Origin of the sequence: Polaromonas sp. SP1, from assembly GCF_003711205.1 — a bacterium.
GTDB lineage: Bacteria > Pseudomonadota > Gammaproteobacteria > Burkholderiales > Burkholderiaceae_C > Polaromonas.
The window spans coordinates 83,490-102,518 of record NZ_CP031013.1 but is presented as its reverse complement, the minus strand read 5'-3'; the positions used below and the strand labels follow the sequence as shown (position 1 = coordinate 102,518).

Sequence of the window (19,029 nt, the reverse complement as noted above, 5' to 3'; positions counted from 1 at the left end):
GTGAATTATTTTTGTGGGGGGCTGCAGCGAGACTGGGCAGCTGCCTGCACCCGGCCTTTTCCGTTCTCCACCCAGCCAACCACCCGCATCCGCTCGGGGTTGGCGCCTTCGGCGATGCTCATGGAGCGCTGGTCGAAGAAGCGGTTTTGCTCACCTTTTGATAGCGGCTTGCTCCCGTCCCACGTGGTTTGGAGCACGTTTCTTATCAAATTTCGCTCTACCGGCGAGTTTTCGGTGCCCACCGGAAGAGTTTCGACCAAAGCCAGCCAGGCCGTCCACTGCCGGCCTTTGGCGGCCGCCGGGATGGGTTTGAGTTCGATGGAGGTGCCCAGGTAGCCGCTGAGTGGCAGGCCATGCGCGACGCGAAGCGTGACGCTCTTGAACCCGGTGACTGGCAAAGTATTGGCCAGAGCTTGCGCCGGAGGGTTTTTGCCCAGCACCGCCAGGCGGGCCAGTGCTTCGCGGGCGGCCACGGCCGACAGCGGTGCGTCCTCGCCCTTGCTGCCAGGCAGCACCCAGTCAATGGCCAGTTGGTTGAATGCCGCCTTGGGCGTGGCAGGGTCGGCCCAGCAGGTGTCGCAGTCGGCGTTGATGAATCGCTCCAGCAACTGAACAGGTGCGGGCTGGCCGTCACTGGAACAAAACGACTGGGCCAAGGCCGAGCCGGCAGGCGCCAGGGCGAGCATTAACGACGCAAGCGCCAGGGCTGAAGATCGGTGCACAAATGGTTTCATCGGGGCTTTCTACAATGAGGGATGTTCTCAGAAGTCGCGCCAACATCCCCACTCTTACAAAATCTTAACCCGGAGCAACTCGCCGCTGTCACTTTGCCTGCCACGCACGCGCTGATCCTGGCGGGGGCCGGCTCCGGCAAGACGCGGGTGCTGACGACGCGCATCGCCTGGCTGCTGCAGACCGGCCAGGTCTCGCCGGGCGGCATCCTGGCCGTCACCTTCACCAACAAGGCGGCCAAGGAAATGATGGCGCGCCTGTCGGCCATGCTGCCGGTGAATGTGCGCGGCATGTGGATAGGCACTTTCCACGGCCTGTGCAACCGCTTTTTGCGCGCGCACTACAAGCTGGCCAACCTGCCGCAGAGCTTCCAGATCCTGGACACGCAAGACCAGCTCTCGGCCATCAAGCGCCTGTGCAAGCAGCACAACGTCGACGACGAGCGCTTTCCGCCCAAGCAGCTGATGTGGTTTATCGCCGGCAACAAGGAAGACGGCCTGCGCGCCAAGGATGTGCAGGTGCGCGACGAAGAAGGCCGCAAGAAGGTCGAGATTTACGCCCTTTATGAAGAGCAGTGCCAGCGCGAAGGCGTGGTCGATTTCGGCGAGCTCATGCTGCGCAGTTATGAACTGCTGCGCGACAACGCGCCGGTGCGCGAGCATTACCAGCGGCGCTTTCGCCATATCCTGATCGACGAGTTCCAGGACACCAACAAGCTGCAGTACGCCTGGATCAAGATGCTGGCCGGGCAGGGGCCCGATGCGACCCAGGGCGCCGGTGCGATGCCCGGCGGCTCGGTGGTGGCGGTGGGCGACGACGACCAGAGTATTTATGCCTTTCGCGGCGCGCGCGTGGGCAACATGGCCGACTTTGTGCGCGAGTTCGAAGTCACGCACCAGATCAAGCTGGAGCGCAACTACCGCAGCTTCGGCAATATCCTCGACTCAGCCAACGAACTCATCAGCCACAACAGCAAGCGCCTGGGCAAAAACCTGCGCACCGAGGCCGGCCCCGGCGAGCCGGTGCGCGTGCATGAGTCGCCCACAGACTTTGCCGAAGCGCAGTGGTTTGTCGATGAGGTCAAGCAACTGGTGCGTGACGGCACGGAGCGCAAGGAGATCGCGCTGCTGTACCGCAGCAATGCGCAAAGCCGGGTGATGGAAACGGCGCTCTTTAATGCGGGTGTGCCATACCGCGTGTACGGCGGCCTGCGCTTTTTCGAGCGCGCTGAAATCAAGCACGCGCTGGCCTACCTGCGCCTGCTGGAGAACCCGCACGACGACACCAGCTTCATGCGCGTCGTCAACTTTCCGCCGCGCGGCATCGGCGCGCGCAGCCTTGAGCTGCTGCAGGACACCGCGCGCGCCGCGGGCTGCTCGCTGCACGACGGCGTGAGCGCCGTGAGCGGCAAGGCCGGCGCCAACCTGGGCGCCTTCGTGGCCAAGATTGACGTGCTGCGCGAGCAGACGCTGAAACTGAGTCTGCGCGAGATCATCGAGCTGGTGCTGCAGCACAGCGGGCTGGAAGAGCACTACAAAACTGAAAAAGAAGGCCAGGACCGTCTGGAGAACCTGGCCGAACTGGTCAACGCGGCCGAGTCCTTCGTCAGCCAGGAAGGTTTTGGCCGCGACGCGGTGGCGCTGCCGGTCGATGAGCTGGGCGCGCGCCTCACGCAGTCGCCGGCCAGCCAGGGGCTGGATGCATCTGCGCCGCTCGTGAACGAGCCGTTGCCGGAGGCGCTGGCACCCGACACCGAAACCGGCGAGACGCTGTCGCCGCTGGCGGCTTTCCTCACGCATGCCGCGCTGGAGTCCGGTGACAACCAGGCGCAGGCCGGGCAAGACGCGGTGCAGCTCATGACGGTGCATTCGTCCAAGGGCCTGGAGTTTGACTGCGTCTTCATCACCGGCCTGGAAGATGGCATCTTCCCGCACGAAAATTCGATGAGCGACCGCGACGGCCTGGAGGAAGAACGCCGCCTGATGTATGTGGCGATCACACGCGCGCGCAAGCGCCTGTACCTCAGCTATTCGCAAACGCGCATGCTGCACGGCCAGACGCGCTACAACCTCAAGAGCCGCTTTTTTGACGAGCTGCCGGAAGCCGCCCTCAAATGGATCACGCCGAAGAACCAGGGTTTTGCGTCGGGCATGGGCTCGGGCAACTGGGGTGGTGCTAGCAATTCAGGAGCAGAAGGTGGGCGCAGGGATTGGGCCAGCAGCGTTTTTTCTTCAAAATCCGGCGCAACCGAGCGCTTTGCCAGCCCGCCGGTGCCGCCGCAAAAGAATGCGCCTTCGCATGGCCTGAAAAGCGGCATGGAAGTGTTCCATGCCAAGTTTGGTGAAGGCAAGGTGATGATGCTCGAAGGCAGCGGCGACGATGCCCGTGCGCAGATCAACTTCACGCGCCACGGGGTGAAGTGGCTGGCCCTGAGTGTGGCGAAGCTGACAGTGGTGTAGGGCCGCGCCGCCTGAGGCGTTTTGTTGAATCCAACCTGGCGAGAAAAAAATGACAGAGACAAATTCCGGAACCGGAATCGAAAACGGAAGAACCAATGAGAGCACCGAAGGCGCTGAAAACGCCGACGGCAATTCAGCGATTTACGTGCCACACCAGGAATTCAAAACCGGCCTGCCGCACGGCCGCTTCCGCGTGATCGTCAACCCGGAGCGTGCGCAGAAATACGTCAAGCACCGCCTCTTTGTGGTGGGCATTTCACTGCCGCTGCTGGGCGTCGGCGTGGTGCTTTCCATGTACGGCTATCTGTGGGTGGGGCTGCCGATGGTGGTCGTCGGCGTCTTGATGCACCGTGTCATCAAGGCCCATGCACCGAAGATACTGCTGCACCTGGCACTCAGTGATGCCAAGACCTACGAGGAAGCGATGGAGTACGAAATCCTCGAAGTTCGCAGAAATTAAGGCCCCCACGGTCGCTCACTTCGTGTAGCTCCCTGCTTCCCGAGGGGGCCGCCCGCCTGCGGTCTGGCAAAGCCAGTCCCGCGGCTCATGCTGGCTTGAAGAGTTCAGGGCAACTAGCGGGGTATTCACCAGCGGGCAGCCGCGGAACCGGCTTTGCCGGGCTGCAGGCACCGCCCCCTGAGGGGGGTACAGGCTACACGAAGTGAGCCTGGGCGGGGGTGGGAGGGTTAATACCCCATCGTGCCTTTACCGTCAGGCGTGCCCTTGCGGCCGGCGATTTGCCAGTAGGTGCGCTGGTTGATCAGGTTGGCAAGAAACTCAAGCTCTTCGTCGGTGTGGTTGAGGAAGCCTGCGGGCCGCAAGAGCGCGCCGCCTTGTGCCGTCGCTTCAGCCCAGAACGATTGGTGGTAATTGGATTGCGAGGCTATCTTGTTGCCGCCGGCTTCGACATCGACAGTGCCATAACAATTGCAGAAATAGGTTCTGCCGTCCTGCTGGGGCAGCACTTCGGTATAGACCCCGGTGCCGCGTATGCCGGCGGTGAGCGTTGGCGTGATGATGGAGCGGCTGCTGCCTTTGTTCCACACGCTGGCCACGGCGCCCGTGACGATGCGCAGCAGGCTGACGGCGCTCAGCGTGGTGCCGCGCTCTACGGTGGTAATCGTGTTTTGCCGCACCAGGAAAGATGAATTGCCCATGGCAAACACCAGCCTGGCGCCCGGCCCGGTCTGGATCTGATCGCCGGTCTGGATCGTTTGTCCGGGCAAAAGTCTTGTGCCATTGAGCAGGGCATCGCCGATGAGCTCGACAACGTTGCTGCGCTGCTGGGCCATGGCGGCGGGCAGCCCGCCCATGGCGACCCAGGCCGCTGCGGCCTTGAGCGTGTCACGCCTTTGAAACCACAAAATCTCTTTTTCGCTACGGCCTTGCAACTGGTGCTGGGTCATGAAGGATCTCCTGGGCTAACGGTGGGGTCGTCAGGGATTGTCGTTGGTGGGATTGGCGTCCTCATCGCTTCCCGGTGAATCGCCGGGGGGCGTGGCCACGAAGCTATCACGAAACGTGAAGTAAATCGAGGTGGAAAACATGGCCGCCATGAGCAAAACGAGCGGCATCATGGCGGCCGCCATGAATTCGGCGCTGCCCAGCAGCCCCGACACCACGCTGATCACGATGCCGATGCAGAGGAACACGGTGAACCAGCCCAGCCCGAACACCAGGAAGGCGCCGACATTGCGAAAGCAGGCGACCAGGCTGAAGAACAGGCTCTTGACCGGCGAGATGCCGTGCCAGTGGACCAGCGCCGGCGCATGCCAGAAGAGCAGCGAGATGGGCAGGTAAAACAGCATGGTGACCAGCATGGTCAGCTGGAACTGGGGCGTCAGCATGGCCTCACGGCCCGCTTCGGCGGCCGGTTGCGGCGCACTGCCCACCAGTAAGGGCACGGCCAGCGTGATCAGCAGGCAGGCGGCGGCATAGAGCCCGCCCAGCACCAGCATGGCGCGCACCCGCTGGCGGCCCGCACGAAAGGCGCTCAGCAGCACCGTGGGCATGGGGAACTTGCCCTTCTCGGCCTCCTGTGTGGCGGCCATCAGGCCCAGGGTGGCGGCCGGCACGATCATCAGCGCAAGGATCAGGCCGATGACCGGCAGAAACGACAGCAGCGTTCCTGCCGCCATGTACAGGAAGAACAGCCCCGACATGGCCAGGGGCTGCTGCATAAAGGTCTTGATGCCCAGCCTGACCCAGGTCATGCCGGTGCTGGCGGGAACGATATTGAGTTTCATGGTGTTCGCGGGGAAGGGGTTGCCGGGCGGAGCCGGGCGGGGCTTGCAGGGGGCAGTGTGCCTTAAAGCGGCCAGGCGTCGTGCCCGGCCGGTGAACAGCCCTGCCGGGCAGGGCTACAAAACGTAAGGCCGCGCCAGCCGCTGGCGCAGGACACGCTCGAAATGACTGGGGTCGTGCGCCTTGAGCACGGCGGCTTCGCGCGGCAAATGGAAGTCCCACAGGCGCGACAGCCAGAACCGCAGGGCGCCGGCGCGCTGCATGGCGGGCAGCAGCTGGCGCTCCTGCGCGGTCAGTGGGCGCACACCTTGGTAGGCCTGCATGAAGGCCACGGAGCGGGCTTCATCCGCGGCGCCGGTGGCCAGGTCTATGCACCAGTCGTTCAGGCACACGCCGATGTCGAACAAAAAGGTGTCGCAACCGGCGAAGTAAAAATCAAAAAAACCTGTGAGCTTGCCGTCCTCGAACATGACATTGTCGCGAAAGAGGTCGGCGTGCACCACGCCGCGCGGCAGGCTCTGGCAGGCCGAAGAGGCCGCGATGTGGTTCTGGTAGGCCAGCTCGCCGAGGATCAGGCTGCCTTGCTCTGCCGTGATGTGCGGCAACACGACAGGCACGGTCTCGTTCCACCACTCCAGGCCGCGCAGGTTGGGCTGGCGGCGCGGGTAGTCGAGGCCGGCCAGGTGCATGCGCGCCAGCGCTTCGCCCACACTGGCGCAGTGATCGGCGGCAGGGGCCAGCTCACTGTGGCCGCGCAGCTTGCTGACGACCGAGGCGGGCTTGCCCTTGAGCTGGTGCAGGATGCTTCCTTTTTTGTCGCCCGCCGGGTCGGGCACCGGGATGCCGTGCGCCGCCAGGTGCTGCATCAGGTGCAGGTAAAACGGCAACTGCTCGAACGTCAGGCGCTCGAACAGCGTCAGCACGTACTCACCCCGGTCGGTGTCGACAAAGTAGTTGGTGTTTTCGATGCCGCCGGCGGCACCCTTGATGTTTTGCAGCTGCCCCAGATTCAGGGCGTTCAAGAACGCTGCAGCCTCGTCAAACGAGACTTCGGTGTATACGGCCATGCCTGAAACTGAACCCTGGAATGCTGTGGAGGATGGAGACGGAAAATCAGAACTTCAGCACGTTCCAGACGCGCGAGCCGTTGGTGTCGCTGTTGGCGGCTGCCGGTGCGGCGCCCCTGGCGCCTTCCGCGGGCTTGACTTCATAGGCCGCGCCGCCGGTTTTCGGTTGCACCGTGATTTGCTGGGTTTCGCCGCCCACACGCAGCTCGTCGATGCGCGTGCCGGCATCTTCGGTGCGGATGCGCTGGATTGCCTTGTCGGGGCGGCTTGCCGGCGCTGGCGCCTGGGCCTCTGCCGGCGCAGGAGGCGCGGCGTTTTGCGCAGGCGCCTGGGCCAGGGCCGCAGCCAGCGGCAACGCTGCAAAAGCAGCGGCAATAAGGGGGCGGATAGCGTGGTTCATGCCTGCATTGTAGGCTTGCAGGGCGGGCCCGACAAAGCCTGTGCCTGTAGGCCAAAACCCCTCTTCTTCGCTCTTTCCCTGCTGTTTCCGGCGGCTTGCGGGCCTTGCCCGCGCGGCAGGCCGGCCCCGCCCGATATCCCTGACAATCAGGCCCATGAGTACCGACAAAAAAACGCTTCTCCTGGTGGACGGCTCCAGCTACCTGTACCGCGCCTTCCACGCCATGCCCGACCTGCGCGCCAACCCGGGCGACCCGGCCAGCCCCGCCACGGGCGCCATCCGCGGCATGGTCAACATGATGCAAAAGCTGCGCAAGGATGTGCGTGCCGACTACGCGGCCTGCGTGTTCGACGCCAAGGGCCCGACGTTCCGCGATGCGCTTTACCCTGAATACAAGGCCCAGCGCTCCCCCATGCCCGACGACCTGCGCAGCCAGGTCGAGCCCATCCATGAGGTGGTGCGCCTGCTGGGCTGGACGGTGCTGGACGTGCCGGGCGTCGAGGCCGACGACGTGATCGGCACGCTGGCCTGCATGGCCTCGCAGCAGGGCATTGAAGTCATCATCTCCAGCGGCGACAAGGACTTGAGCCAGCTGGTCGATGAAAACATCACCGTCATCGACACCATGAACGACCGCCGGCGCGATATGGCCGGGGTCGAAGCGGAGTTCGGCGTGCCGCCGCGGCTGATGGTGGATTACCAGACTCTGGTCGGCGACGCGGTCGACAATGTGCCCGGCGTGCCCAAGGTCGGCCCGAAGACGGCCGTGAAATGGCTGCTTGAATACGGCTCGCTGGACGCGCTGGTGGCCAGGGCTGGCGACATCAAGGGCGTGGTCGGCGACAACCTGCGCCAGTCGCTCGACTGGCTGCCCAAGGGCCGCGAGTTGCTGACCATCAAAAAAGACTGCGACCTCGTGGAATACATTGCCGGCCTGCCTGCCCTGGACGCGATTTCCATGGGCGCCCAGCAGACGGACGCCTTGAAGGCCTTCTACGAAAAATACGGCTTCAAGGGTCTGGTCAAACAAATCGAGATCGAAACAACCCCGCCCGAGTTGATTGGCGGCCCCCAAGGGCGCCACGCCAAGCCTGCGGCCAAAGCTGCTGTCGCCAACCCGGATGCACCGGGGCTGTTTGACGAGCCGGCCGCTGCACCGCAGGCCCCGCTGGCCGAGCGCACCACCAATTTGAGGTACGACACCATCTTCACCTGGGAAGCTTTCGATGCCTGGCTGGCAAAGATTGAAGCAGCCGAGCTGGTAGCGCTGGACACCGAAACCACCTCGCTCGACGAAATGCGGGCTGAAATCGTCGGCCTGAGTTTCAGCGTCACGCCCGGCGAAGCCGCCTACATTCCGCTCACGCACGACTACCCCGACGCGCCCGCGCAATTGCCGCGCGACGAGGTGCTGGCGCGCCTCAAACCCTGGCTGGAAAACCCCGCCAAAGCAAAGCTGGGCCAGCACGTCAAGTACGACCGCCATGTGTTCGCCAATCACGGCATCGAAGTGCAGGGTTATGCCCACGACACGATGCTGCAAAGCTACGTGCTGGAAGTGACCAAGCCGCACGGCCTGGCCAGCCTGGCCGAACGGCACGTGGGACGCAGCGGCATCAACTACGAAGACCTGTGCGGCAAGGGCGCGCACCAGATCAAGTTCAGCCAGGTCGACATCGCCAAGGCCGCGGAGTATTCGTGTGAAGACTCCGACCAGACGCTGGACGTGCACCGCGTGCTCTGGCCGCAGCTGCAGGCCAACGAGAAGCTGCGCTTCATCTACCAACTGGAGATGGAGAGCAGCGAAACCCTCTACCGGATCGAGCGCAACGGCGTGCTGATCGATGCGCCCACGCTGGCCGCGCAAAGCCACGAGCTGGGCCAGCGCATCATCCAGCTCGAAACCGAGGCGTATGAGATCGCAGGCCAGCCCTTCAACCTGGGCAGCCCCAAACAGCTCGGCGAGATTTTCTTTGACAAGCTGGGTATGCCCGTCATCAAGAAAACCCCGAGCGGCGCGCGCAGCACCGACGAAGAAGTGCTTGAAAAACTCGCCGAAGATTACCCGCTACCCGCCAAGCTGCTGGAGCACCGCTCGCTCAGCAAGCTCAAGGGCACCTACACCGACAAGCTGGCGCAGCTGGCCGACCCGCGGACAGGCCGGGTGCACACGCACTATGCGCAGGCCGTCGCGGTCACCGGGCGGCTGTCGAGCAACGACCCCAACCTGCAAAACATCCCGATCCGCACGGTGGAAGGCCGGCGCGTGCGCGAGGCCTTCGTGGCGCCCGCGGGCAGCGTCATCGCCAGCGCCGACTATTCACAGATCGAGCTGCGTATCATGGCGCACATCAGCGGCGACGAAGCGCTGCTCAGCGCCTTCACCAACGGGCTGGACGTGCACCGCGCCACCGCCGCCGAAGTGTTCGGCGTGCCGGTTGACCAGGTCAGCAGCGAGCAGCGCCGCTACGCCAAGGTCATCAACTTCGGCCTGATCTACGGCATGAGCAGCTTTGGCCTGGCGCGCAACCTCGGCATTGAAACCAAGGCGGCGGCGGCCTATATCGACAAATATTTCCAGCGTTATCCGGGCGTGAAGAACTACATGGACCAGACCGTGGTCTTCGCCCAGGAAAACCATTTTGTGGAGACCGTCTTCGGGCGGCGCCTCTACCTGTCAGAGATCAACGGCGGCAACGGTCCACGCAAAAAAGCGGCCGAGCGCCAGGCCATCAACGCGCCCATGCAGGGCACGGCGGCCGACCTGATCAAGCTCAGCATGAACAAGGTGCAGGAAGTGCTGGATGCAGAAAAGCGCGCCACCAAAATGATCATGCAGGTGCACGATGAACTGGTGTTCGAAGTGCCCGAATCCGAAGTCGAATGGGTTCGCACCGAGATTCCGCGCCTGATGGCGGGGGTTGCCGATCTCAAAGTGCCTCTGCTCGCCGAGATCGGCGTGGGGCCGAACTGGGACAAGGCGCACTGATCACGTGGTGGCAGCGGGCTTGCGTGCGGTGACCATGTAGTAGCCGAAACCCGGCAACCACATGCCGAGAAGAAAGGCCGCATACGACGCCACGATGTGGCCGCGGCGCAGCGGCGACAGGCGAAAGCGGGCGCGCCAGAGTTCACGCAGGGCAAAACGCGTGGCAAACAGCGGAATCTGCAAGGCGCTGGGCGCCAGCCGCAGGCTGATGTCCTGAAACCGGATGTCTGTGAATCCCTGGCTGGCCAGGGCGGCGTGCAGCGCTTCTTTTTCGGCCAACTCGTTCACCGCCCAGTGATGGCACCAAAGCCGGTAGATGCGCGCCATGAACGCCGGCAAAGGCTTGTTGTTGCGCCGCAAGGCGTCGGCGATCACCAGCGTGCCGCCCGGGCGCAGCAGGCGGGCTGCCTCGCGCACCAAGGCGCGTTTGTCAGCTCCAGGCGCATGGCAGGCGCTTTCCAGCGCGTAGACGCCGTCGTAGGCACCCGTGCGCAGGCCGGTGTCCACATAGTCGGCGAGGTGAAAGCGGACCTGGTTGGGCAAGGCTGCGGCCTGGTTGAGCTGGGCGCCCTGGACGATTTGCCGCGCCACCAGCGTGACGGCGTCCACCGTGCTGTGCTTGCGGGCTTTCACGATGGCTCGCGCTGTGGCACCGGCGCCGCAGCCGAGGTCGGCCAGCCGGGCCGCTCCGCTGGCCGGCAGGTTGAGCCGGTGCAGCACTTCGAGGTTCATGCGCTCCAGCATGGCTTCGCGGCCCAGCGGGTTGACCTTCCAGGACCAATAGCCGAAGTGCATGTTCATGCCGGGGCTCCAGGCGCGGTAGTCGTCGGCCACGGCGTTGTAATAAGACCTGATGTCCGCCAGCCGTGCCTCGTTGCCTGGGGCGGGCTGGGTGGTGGCGCGAGAAGCGGCAGGTGTTGCGGTGATCATGGTGGTTCTCCGTTCATGCGCCTCTTCAGGCGGGCCAGCCGGCGGTGGAGGATTCATCGGCTACGGGTTTGGCGATGCGGGCGTCCTGCACATGGGCGGCCAGCTCTTTCGCGGCCAGCCACTGCCGCACCTGCGTCCACACATTGCGCGAGATGATCGCCACGGTGACAAACACGCCCGCCAGCACCAGCCACAGCGAGCGGCGCACCGTATCGACGACGCTGCTGTGTTCGTTGAATTCGCCGAAGCTCAGCATCAGCAGCAAGGTGCCCGACACCGCCAGCAGGTAGGCGCAGCGTATCCAGAACTCGGCGCCACCGTCGGCGTCGCAGAGCATGCGCAGCACTTTGTAGAGGATGGGCTTGAGATAGGAGATCGCGATGACCGGGCCGACCAGTGCAATCAGCAGGGAGACAAAAAACAGCTTGGCACTCATGATGGTTCCTTTCGTTTTACGGGGTTAACGTGAGCAGCTTCCGGCATCGCAGCGCGCCAGGGCAGAGCGCTCGGCCGCGCGCCGAACAGCGCCTTCGAACAGCAGGCGTACCAGGCCGCGCGGGATGCGGTGGCGGTTGCGCGCCAGCACCGGGTAGCCCCATTCGGCGAGCGGACGCAGCAGCGGCATGCGCATGGCGGCGCTGACCCAGCCCAGGCCGACGGCCTCATAGGCCAGCCGGAACACTTCCACGCCCTTGAGCACGCGGCCATCGGCGGTGCGTGCATGGATCAGCGCCAGCAGGTCCTGCATCGTGGCGCCGGCAGGCACATCGGTGAAATCCGGCGCCGAGACATCGGCAAAGCGCAGGTGGCCTTCGGTGTCGCGCAGCATGAGGTTGCTCATCTCGGCATTGCAGAGCGGGCAGGCGGATTCATAAAACAGGGTCAGCGGGTAGACCGTGGGATCCAGCCCCGCCTTGAAGCTGTCGTAGCGGGTGTTGCCGAGGTCCGGCACGCTGCGGATTGGGGTGTAAAGGCTGCTCATATTTCTCTCCTTTAGAAATTTCAGTACAAACAGAAATTAATAGTCAAAAAAAGGGCCAAAGCTGGCCGGGTTCTTACCATCAAAAAGTGGGCGGCAAAAGTTCGGAAGGGTCCATGGGCTTGGCGTCGCTGTCGCCGCGCACAAACTTCTGCACGCTGGCGCCCATGCGCAGGACTTTCTCGAGCGTGGTGGGCGACAGCCGCAGCATTTCGTCGGCCCACAGGCCCAGCGACTCCATCAGGCGCAAGGTTTCACGCACGCGGTCTTGCGCGTCGGCGGATTCGGCCTCAAAGCCTTCTTCCTTCACCAGGCCTTGCAACATGCGCACAGTGGGGTCGAACTCGCGCTCCTTGCGCTCGCGCACCACGGTGCGAAACAGCTCCCACACGTCGAGCGAGGTTTCGTAATAGTCGCGGCGGTCGCCCAGCACCTGGGTGGTGCGGATGAGGTTCCAGTTGAGCAACTCCTTGAGGCTGGTGCTCACATTGGAGCGGGCCACCGTCAGGGTGTCGGCGATTTCTTCGGCGTGCAGGGGCCGGCCGTGAAAGAAGAGCAGGGCGTGGATTTGCGAGACGGTGCGGTTGACGCCCCAGGCGGTGCCCATTTCTCCCCAGTGGACGACAAATTTGCGGGCGACGGTGCTGAGTTCCATGCATCCGAATATACGCTTTCGTTAATTTCTGTCAAGACAGAAATTAAAAATAACTTCGAACCGGACTCGACGGGTTTTTGAAGGCTCCGGAAGGCTTTGTACCGATGCGCCCCCCACCGCCAGCGCCGAAAATACGCCGCATGACAGACACCAGCAGCATCAAGACCTACGGCATGTCCGAGCGGGCCGACCACCTCGACTTCGACATCCGCTCCCAGCTGGTGCGGCCGCCGCTGGTGCGCCCGCACCGGCATGAATACTTCCAGATCCAGATCAGCCTGCAGGGCGACACCGAGCAGAACGTCGCCGGCACGGTGCGCCCCTTCCGCCGCGGCTACCTCAGTTTCATCCTGCCCTACCGCGTCCACGTGATCCCGCACCCCGAGGGCTCGCGCTACGTCATCATCAATATGTCGCAGCAGTTTTTGCGGCCCGGCCTGGATGTGGACCCGCTGGACCTGGAAGATGTGCCGCTGACCCGTGCGCCCGAGCTGGCGCCCTTTCTTTTCCAGGAACACACCGACTTTTATTTTTCGGAAGCCGAGCTGCCAGATGTCGAGGTGCTGCTCGAAAAGCTTGCGTCTGAAAATGCCAACCGGCGTTTCGGCTCCATCGAAATCATCCGCGGCCTGATGCTGCAGCTCATCGGCCGGGTGTGCCGCAAATACGAAGCCGACCTGCTGCGCTTTTCCGCCAGCCAGGCGCAGCAGGGCAGCCGCCGCGCCAGCCTGCAGCGCGCGGTGCGCTACATCCGCGAGCACCTGGCCGGTGAAGTCACGCTGGCCGATGCGGCGGCCGCCGCTTTCCTCTCGCCCAATTACCTGGCGCACCTTTTAAAGAAGGAAACCGGCAAAACCTTCACCGACCTGGTGACCGAGCGGCGCCTGGAGTTTGCGCAAGAGCAACTGGCCCATAGCAGCCAGCGCATTGCCAGCATTGCGCATGCCTCGGGCTTTGCCGACGAGGCCTACTTTGCGCGGCGCTTCCGCCAGCGTTTTGGCCAGACGCCGAAAGCTTTTCGCGACAGCGTGCGCGCGAAGATTTCCGGCACAGCCTGAACACGCCGCTGCTGCAACGCAGCCGCGTTGCATTGAATCGTCCGGTAAATGCGTAATTGCGTCTGCCTGAGCCGGGTGTGTGCGACCTAAGCTCGATGGTTGGAGAAAAAAACGCTGACAACAAGCTCCAGCTTCATTCACAACTTCAGGAGACACACATGACAAAACCCGACATGAGCAAACGCGGAATTCTGCAAACCGGTGCCTTGATGGCGGCAGGCGCCGTCGCGGGCTGCGCCACACCCGGCACGGCGGCCAATGCGCCGGCCACGCCTTTCACCGTGGCCGAAACCTATGTGCCGATTGCCGGCAGCGCCGAGATGTTTCCGGTGCGCCGCATTTATTGCATAGGCCGCAACTACGCCGCCCATGCGATCGAGATGGGCTCGGACCCGACGCGCGAGCCGCCTTTCTTCTTCCAGAAGCCGACGGACGCCATCCAGGTCGTCCCGCCCGGCAAGGTGGCCGACCATCCTTATCCCACGTTGACGAAGAACTACCACTACGAGGTCGAGCTCGTGGCGGCGCTCTCCAAAGGCGGGCGCAACATCCCGATGGACAAGGCGCTGGACCTCGTCTACGGCTACGCGCTGGGCCTGGACATGACGCGACGCGACCTGCAGCGCGGCATGGGCGACCAGAAAAAGCCCTGGGAGATCGGCAAAAGCTTTGACCGCTCCGCGCCCATCGGCCCCATCCACAAAGTGGCGCAGACCGGCCACTACACCAAGGGCGCCATCTGGCTCAAGGTCAACGGCCAGGTCAAACAGAACGCCACGCTCAACCACATGATCTGGTCGGTTGCCGAGCAGATCTCCAAGCTGTCCGAAGCGTTTGAGCTCTTCCCCGGCGACATCATTTATTCGGGCACGCCCGAAAACGTCGGCCCGGTGGTCAAGGGCGATGTCATCGAATGCCATATCGACGGCCTGCCGGAGCTCAGCGTCAAGATCGTTTAAGACGGGGTGGGGAAGGGCGGGCAAGGGCGGGCAGGGGCGGGGCAAGGGAAAACACCCGTGTCATCGCCCCGCGGTGGCAAGAACTTCCGGGGCCGCATAGACTCCGACAGCTTGCTTTCTTTGCCTTTTGACCTTCCAACAATCAACTGAGGAACCGCCATGCTTGACCACGACCAGAAAAAAGACTTTGATGCCCTGTTGCCCGGGCAATCCACCGAAGCCGGCGCCACCCGCCGCACCGCGCTCAAAACGGCCCTCGGCGTCGGCTATGCCGCCACCGCCATGCCCATCATGGCGCAAACGGCGATCAAGACCTCGTCGGACGGCCTGAAGACCGGCGAAACCACGTACGAAGTCAACGGCTTCAAGGTGCCCGCCTTCTTTGCGGCGCCCGCCGGCAAGACCAATCTGCCCGTGGTGCTGGTGATCCAGGAAATTTTTGGCGTGCACGAATACATCGCCGACACGGCGCGGCGCTTCGCCAAAGCCGGCTACCTGGCGATTGCCCCCGAGCTCTATGCGCGCCAGGGCGACCCCAGCAAATACAACGAAATGGCCAAACTCCAGGCCGAAGTCGTCTCCAAAGTGCCCGACGCGCAAGTCATGGCCGACCTGGACGGCGCCGTGAAGTGGGCAGCCGCTAACGGCGGAGATGCCAAAAAGGTGGGCATCACCGGTTTCTGCTGGGGCGGCCGCATCACCTGGCTGTATGCCGAGCAAAGCAAGAACGTCAAGGCCGGCGTGGCTTGGTACGGCCGACTGGTCGGCCAGTCGTCGGCCCTCACGCCCAAACACCCGCTCGACCTGGCCGCCAATTTGCAGGCGCCCGTGCTCGGCCTTTACGGCGGGCAGGACGGCGGCATCCCGCTGACCACCGTCAACCAGATGAAAGACGCCCTGGCCGAAGCCGCCGCCAAAGGCAACAAGGCGGCAGCCGCCTCCGAGTTCGTCGTCTACCCGCAAGCCCCCCACGCCTTCCACGCCGACTACCGCCCGAGCTACCGCAAGGATGCGGCAGAAGACGGCTTCAAGCGCGCTTTGGAATGGTTCAAGAGTCATGGCGTAGCCTGACCCCCCCAGCAGGCTGCAAGCCGCCAGGCCCGAAAGGGCTGGCGGCTTTTTTCATGATGGCCGCGCTGGTCCCGCCCAAAGAACTCTTAAACCAGCATGCGCCGCAGAACTGGCTTTGCCAGGCCGCAGGCGCAGTCCCCTGCAAGGGGAAAAGGGCTACACGCAGTGAGTCCGATAGGGGTGTGCCAGTTTTTCGGCTTTGCCGGGCCGTAGGGCGGCCCCCTCGGGGGGCAGGGAGTTACGCGAAGCGAACGACCGTGGGGCTAACCACTTGACACGCTTGATAAGATAAATAGAACCCCGGCCGCAGGCATTGGATGCCACGCCCGGGGTTTTGTCGTCTGTGGTGTAACCTCCATGGGTGGTTGTGAATGATTTCGGGCTCCAGCCCAATAAATACGAGTGTTAGCAGCTATGACTTTGATAGCAATCCTGGTGGGAACCCTGGCCGCCGGCATCGGCAGCGTGTGGCTGGCGGCGCTGCTCAGCTTTGGTGTGCTGGCCCGCTACACCCAGCACATGCTCAGCCTGGCTGCCGGCGCATTGCTGGCCACGGCTTTTATGCATTTGCTGCCCGAGGCCTTTGAGAGCCAGGCCGGCGCGAAAGAGCTGTTTGCCACCTTGCTGGTGGGGCTGGTGTTTTTCTTCCTGCTCGACAAGGCCGAGCTCTGGCACCACGGGCATGAGCACCACGGCGGCGGGCACCACGGCCCTGAAGCGGCGGCCCATGCCCAGCATGACCACACCGGCCACGTCCATGCCGCGCACAGCCACCACGGGCATGACCATGCGCACGACCATGGCGAGCCGCGCACCGGCGGCTGGGCCGTGCTGGCCGGCGACAGCGTGCACGCGTTTGGCGACGGCATCCTGATCGCGTCGGCCTTTATGGCTGATTTGCGGCTGGGCGTGGTGGCCGCGCTGGCGGTGCTGGTGCACGAGGTGCCCCACCACATGGGCGACCTGGTCGTGCTGCGCCAGACCTCCAACAACCGGCGCGCCGCCCTCGTCAAGGTGTCGCTGGCCGGCGCCGTCACCGCGCTGGGCGGGGTGGTGGGTTATGCGCTGGTCGACCAGCTGTATGACTACCTGCCGTTTTTCCTGATCATGGCGTCCAGCAGTTTTATTTATGTGGCACTGGCCGATTTGATCCCCCAGCTGCAAAAACGCGTCACCGCCCGCGAAACCATTGCGCAAATCGCCTGGCTGGCCATCGGCATCGGCCTGGTCACGCTGATCAGCGGCATGGCGCACCACCATTGAGCGGCAAGCCGTAAAGCGGCTGCTGTCAGACGGTGCCTGACAACGACAGGCGCTGGCCACCTATAGGCGGGTTTCCGGCGGCGCAAGAAGATAGGGCCAAGCATCCACCGATGCCACGTTCCATTGTGCAAACAGTGTGCAAAAGGCAAAAAAGGCAGGCCCGCCATGAACTTCCACTCAGACTCCAGCACGGTTTCCAGCGCTTTCCGTCCCTCCGCCTATGACGTCAGCGCCGATATGGCGCGTGAGGCGCCCCAGCGCAAGCCGTTCAGCTTTCGCCGCCCCCGCGCTGCGGCGTACATCGCTTTTTTCGTCACCGTCTTTGCCAGCATGGCCGCTGCTGCCGCACTGGCGACGCATGACCTGCCGCTCATGGTGGTGGGCCTGTGACGCCGGGCAAGCCCAAGCGGCCGGGCAATGACGAGCCCGAACCCACGCTGGAAGATGACCTGCCGTCTGACGGCCGGGATGAAAAAGGTGAGGCCATGATCCGCGACCTGCCTGACAACGTCGGCACCCCGCAGGCGCCCAGGTCTCCCGGCGGTCGCGCCGATGACTCAAAAAAACCGGACCTAGCCATGGCCACCAACCCCAACGTACCGCCACCCGAACCTCTCCCGCCCCTGGACACCCCCCCGGACCCGGGTGAAGTGCAGACAACGCCCATGCCAATGACGCTGAAATAGGCGAAAAAGCGGCACCTCCACGCAGCCGCAACCCGTGTAACGCCCGAAACCGGCCTTGGGGTCCGCATCGCCTTGGTGCCCGAAGGCTTGCATCGGCCTGCAAGGCTGGATATGGTCAGGGGCCCCAACACCCCGAGGAAGGCGCCATGGCCGAAGTAATCAACGTTCGCTGCTGCATCGCAGGCGGCGGCCCGGCCGGCATGATGCTGGGCCTGCTGCTGGCGCGCGCCGGCGTCGAAGTGCTGGTACTGGAAAAACACGCCGACTTCCTGCGCGACTTTCGCGGCGACACGGTGCACCCGTCGACGCTGCAGGTGATCCATGAACTCGGCCTGCTCGACAAATTCCTGGCGCGCCCGCACGACGAGGTGAGCGAGCTGCGAGCCGTGGTGGGCAACACCGAGGTGCTTCTGGCCAACTTCAAACGCCTGGGCATCCGCTGCAAATTCATCGCGATGATGCCCCAGTGGGAGTTCCTGGATTTCGTGCGCGACGAGGCCGGGCGCTACCCGGGTTTTCGCCTGATCCAGAACGCTGAAGTCACCGGCGTGATGCAGGAGGGCGATACCGTGACAGGGGTGCAAGTCACGACCCCCGGCGGTCCCCTGCAGGTCATGGCCGATCTGGTCATCGGCGCAGACGGCCGCCGCTCGACAGTGCGCAGCGCGGCAGGCCTCGTTGTACGAGACCTCGGCGCCCCGATCGACGTGCTGTGGGTGCGGCTGCCCAAGGAGCCCGGCGACCCGTCCACCACGGGCGGGCGCATCACCACCGGCATCTTCCTGGCGATGATTGACCGCGGCACTTACTGGCAATGCGCCTATGTGATTCCCAAAGGCGGTATCGAGGAGGTACGCGCGCGCGGGCTGCAGGCTTTCAGGGCCGACATGGTGAAGGTGGCGCCGCTCTTTGCGGGGCGCATCGGCATCCTGGCCAGCTGGGACGACATCAAGCTGCTCAGCGTGACGGTCGACCGGTTGGAGCGCTGGTACAAGCCCGGCCTTTTGTGTATCGGCGATGCGGCGCACGCCATGTCACCGGTGGGTGGTGTCGGCATCAACCTGGCGGTGCAGGACGCGGTGGCGGCGGCGAACATCCTGGCCGCGGCGCTGGCGGATGCGCGGATGGGCAGGGCAGACTTCACGCCCCTGCTGGCGCAGGTCGAAAAGCGCCGGCTGTTCCCGACCCGCCTCACGCAGGCCGCGCAGGTCGCGATCCAGAACCGGGTGCTCAGCCCGGTGCTGGCAGGCCGGGGCACCGACGCGCCGCCCATGGCGCTGCCCTGGCCCCTGAAGCTGATGCAGCGTTTTCCGTTGCTGCAGGCGCTGCCCGCCTATCTGGTGGGTGTGGGCGTGCGGCCCGAGCATGTGCTCTCTCCGGCGCGGGCCGCGGCGGCTGTGGCCCCTGCAGCCGCCGTGGCTGAATAACCGGCAGTGCTATCGATTTGATAGCTACTTGCCTAAGTGCCACAAGGGCTGGGGCCCGATTTTCCTTAAGAAAGCAGCTTGAGGGAATTTCGGCGCGGCCCGCTTGTAG

Annotated in this window: 18 protein-coding genes; 9 read left to right on the top strand and 9 right to left on the bottom strand. The window is 64.1% G+C overall.

Translation table 11 applies throughout. The features are described from left to right. Positions 1 to 5: 5 nt before the first annotated feature. Positions 6 to 734 (bottom strand): hypothetical protein, encoded by a 729-nt coding sequence (locus DT070_RS00490; protein WP_228778619.1) that lies wholly within the window; start codon positions 732 to 734, stop codon positions 6 to 8. Between the two features lie 21 nt (positions 735 to 755). On the opposite strand from DT070_RS00490, the gene DT070_RS00485 reads away from it, so the two are divergent. Then, entirely contained in the window at positions 756 to 3,191 is a 2,436-nt protein-coding gene (locus DT070_RS00485; protein ID WP_122953642.1) for a UvrD-helicase domain-containing protein, read from the top strand. A 49-nt stretch (positions 3,192 to 3,240) separates the two neighbouring features. Continuing rightward, positions 3,241 to 3,651 (top strand): hypothetical protein, encoded by a 411-nt coding sequence (locus DT070_RS00480; RefSeq protein WP_122953641.1) that lies wholly within the window; start codon positions 3,241 to 3,243, stop codon positions 3,649 to 3,651. Between the two features lie 227 nt (positions 3,652 to 3,878). On the opposite strand, the gene DT070_RS00475 is transcribed toward DT070_RS00480, so the two are convergent. The 4 genes from DT070_RS00475 to DT070_RS00460 all read right to left on the bottom strand — a co-directional run bounded on the left by DT070_RS00475 (position 3,879) and on the right by DT070_RS00460 (position 6,903). After that, positions 3,879 to 4,598, bottom strand: a complete 720-nt coding sequence (locus DT070_RS00475; RefSeq protein WP_122953640.1) for an iron dicitrate transport regulator FecR — start codon at positions 4,596 to 4,598, stop codon at positions 3,879 to 3,881. Positions 4,599 to 4,628: 30 nt separating this feature from the next. Then, the gene (locus DT070_RS00470; RefSeq protein WP_122953639.1) at positions 4,629 to 5,438 is read right to left on the bottom strand and encodes a BPSS1780 family membrane protein; all 810 of its coding nucleotides are present in this window, start codon (positions 5,436 to 5,438) and stop codon (positions 4,629 to 4,631) included. Between the two features lie 114 nt (positions 5,439 to 5,552). Next, a complete protein-coding gene (locus DT070_RS00465; protein ID WP_122953638.1) occupies positions 5,553 to 6,503 on the bottom strand; it encodes a homoserine kinase in 951 nt (316 codons plus the stop codon). Between the two features lie 46 nt (positions 6,504 to 6,549). Next, the gene (locus tag DT070_RS00460; protein ID WP_228778620.1) at positions 6,550 to 6,903 is read right to left on the bottom strand and encodes a hypothetical protein; all 354 of its coding nucleotides are present in this window, start codon (positions 6,901 to 6,903) and stop codon (positions 6,550 to 6,552) included. A 154-nt stretch (positions 6,904 to 7,057) separates the two neighbouring features. Here DT070_RS00460 and polA point away from each other — a divergent pair, with 154 nt between their 5' ends. Beyond that, a complete protein-coding gene (polA, locus tag DT070_RS00455; RefSeq protein WP_122953637.1) occupies positions 7,058 to 9,892 on the top strand; it encodes a DNA polymerase I in 2,835 nt (944 codons plus the stop codon). On the opposite strand, the gene DT070_RS00450 is transcribed toward polA, so the two are convergent. The 4 genes from DT070_RS00450 to DT070_RS00435 all read right to left on the bottom strand — a co-directional run bounded on the left by DT070_RS00450 (position 9,893) and on the right by DT070_RS00435 (position 12,456). Further along, positions 9,893 to 10,822, bottom strand: a complete 930-nt coding sequence (locus DT070_RS00450; RefSeq protein WP_164483692.1) for a methyltransferase domain-containing protein — start codon at positions 10,820 to 10,822, stop codon at positions 9,893 to 9,895. A gap of 25 nt (positions 10,823 to 10,847) precedes the next feature. Further along, positions 10,848 to 11,258 carry a hypothetical protein gene (locus DT070_RS00445; RefSeq protein WP_122953635.1) on the bottom strand — a complete coding sequence of 137 codons (411 nt, stop codon included), beginning with the start codon at positions 11,256 to 11,258 and terminating at the stop codon, positions 10,848 to 10,850. Between the two features lie 24 nt (positions 11,259 to 11,282). After that, the gene (locus DT070_RS00440; protein ID WP_122953634.1) at positions 11,283 to 11,804 is read right to left on the bottom strand and encodes a thiol-disulfide oxidoreductase DCC family protein; all 522 of its coding nucleotides are present in this window, start codon (positions 11,802 to 11,804) and stop codon (positions 11,283 to 11,285) included. Positions 11,805 to 11,883: 79 nt separating this feature from the next. Continuing rightward, on the bottom strand, positions 11,884 to 12,456 hold the full coding sequence (locus DT070_RS00435; RefSeq protein ID WP_122953633.1) for a GbsR/MarR family transcriptional regulator: 573 nt from the start codon (positions 12,454 to 12,456) through the stop codon (positions 11,884 to 11,886). Positions 12,457 to 12,596: 140 nt separating this feature from the next. On the opposite strand from DT070_RS00435, the gene DT070_RS00430 reads away from it, so the two are divergent. The 6 genes from DT070_RS00430 (at position 12,597) to DT070_RS00400 (ending at position 18,920) form a co-directional block, all read left to right on the top strand. Beyond that, on the top strand, positions 12,597 to 13,514 hold the full coding sequence (locus DT070_RS00430; RefSeq protein ID WP_122953632.1) for an AraC family transcriptional regulator: 918 nt from the start codon (positions 12,597 to 12,599) through the stop codon (positions 13,512 to 13,514). A 158-nt stretch (positions 13,515 to 13,672) separates the two neighbouring features. After that, positions 13,673 to 14,473 (top strand): fumarylacetoacetate hydrolase family protein, encoded by an 801-nt coding sequence (locus DT070_RS00425; protein ID WP_122953631.1) that lies wholly within the window; start codon positions 13,673 to 13,675, stop codon positions 14,471 to 14,473. A gap of 159 nt (positions 14,474 to 14,632) precedes the next feature. Next, entirely contained in the window at positions 14,633 to 15,544 is a 912-nt protein-coding gene (locus DT070_RS00420; RefSeq protein WP_122953630.1) for a dienelactone hydrolase family protein, read from the top strand. Between the two features lie 414 nt (positions 15,545 to 15,958). Beyond that, positions 15,959 to 16,807, top strand: a complete 849-nt coding sequence (locus DT070_RS00415; RefSeq protein ID WP_122953629.1) for a ZIP family metal transporter — start codon at positions 15,959 to 15,961, stop codon at positions 16,805 to 16,807. Positions 16,808 to 16,972: 165 nt separating this feature from the next. After that, positions 16,973 to 17,197, top strand: a complete 225-nt coding sequence (locus tag DT070_RS00410; protein ID WP_122953628.1) for a hypothetical protein — start codon at positions 16,973 to 16,975, stop codon at positions 17,195 to 17,197. Between the two features lie 442 nt (positions 17,198 to 17,639). Continuing rightward, positions 17,640 to 18,920 carry an FAD-dependent oxidoreductase gene (locus tag DT070_RS00400; protein ID WP_122953626.1) on the top strand — a complete coding sequence of 427 codons (1,281 nt, stop codon included), beginning with the start codon at positions 17,640 to 17,642 and terminating at the stop codon, positions 18,918 to 18,920. Positions 18,921 to 19,029: the final 109 nt, after the last annotated feature.

Coding starts and splice junctions, on each gene's coding strand:
- DT070_RS00420 (WP_122953630.1), top strand. CDS start 14,633: ATGCTTGACCACGACCAGAAAAAAGACTTTGATGCCCTGTTGCCCGGG.
- DT070_RS00410 (WP_122953628.1), top strand. CDS start 16,973: ATGAACTTCCACTCAGACTCCAGCACGGTTTCCAGCGCTTTCCGTCCC.
- DT070_RS00435 (WP_122953633.1), bottom strand. CDS start 12,456: ATGGAACTCAGCACCGTCGCCCGCAAATTTGTCGTCCACTGGGGAGAA.
- DT070_RS00460 (WP_228778620.1), bottom strand. CDS start 6,903: ATGAACCACGCTATCCGCCCCCTTATTGCCGCTGCTTTTGCAGCGTTG.
- DT070_RS00475 (WP_122953640.1), bottom strand. CDS start 4,598: ATGACCCAGCACCAGTTGCAAGGCCGTAGCGAAAAAGAGATTTTGTGG.
- DT070_RS00400 (WP_122953626.1), top strand. CDS start 17,640: ATGGCCGAAGTAATCAACGTTCGCTGCTGCATCGCAGGCGGCGGCCCG.
- DT070_RS00415 (WP_122953629.1), top strand. CDS start 15,959: ATGACTTTGATAGCAATCCTGGTGGGAACCCTGGCCGCCGGCATCGGC.
- DT070_RS00490 (WP_228778619.1), bottom strand. CDS start 734: ATGAAACCATTTGTGCACCGATCTTCAGCCCTGGCGCTTGCGTCGTTA.
- DT070_RS00470 (WP_122953639.1), bottom strand. CDS start 5,438: ATGAAACTCAATATCGTTCCCGCCAGCACCGGCATGACCTGGGTCAGG.
- polA (WP_122953637.1), top strand. CDS start 7,058: ATGAGTACCGACAAAAAAACGCTTCTCCTGGTGGACGGCTCCAGCTAC.
- DT070_RS00430 (WP_122953632.1), top strand. CDS start 12,597: ATGACAGACACCAGCAGCATCAAGACCTACGGCATGTCCGAGCGGGCC.
- DT070_RS00485 (WP_122953642.1), top strand. CDS start 756: ATGTTCTCAGAAGTCGCGCCAACATCCCCACTCTTACAAAATCTTAAC.
- DT070_RS00440 (WP_122953634.1), bottom strand. CDS start 11,804: ATGAGCAGCCTTTACACCCCAATCCGCAGCGTGCCGGACCTCGGCAAC.
- DT070_RS00450 (WP_164483692.1), bottom strand. CDS start 10,822: ATGATCACCGCAACACCTGCCGCTTCTCGCGCCACCACCCAGCCCGCC.
- DT070_RS00465 (WP_122953638.1), bottom strand. CDS start 6,503: ATGGCCGTATACACCGAAGTCTCGTTTGACGAGGCTGCAGCGTTCTTG.
- DT070_RS00480 (WP_122953641.1), top strand. CDS start 3,241: ATGACAGAGACAAATTCCGGAACCGGAATCGAAAACGGAAGAACCAAT.
- DT070_RS00445 (WP_122953635.1), bottom strand. CDS start 11,258: ATGAGTGCCAAGCTGTTTTTTGTCTCCCTGCTGATTGCACTGGTCGGC.
- DT070_RS00425 (WP_122953631.1), top strand. CDS start 13,673: ATGACAAAACCCGACATGAGCAAACGCGGAATTCTGCAAACCGGTGCC.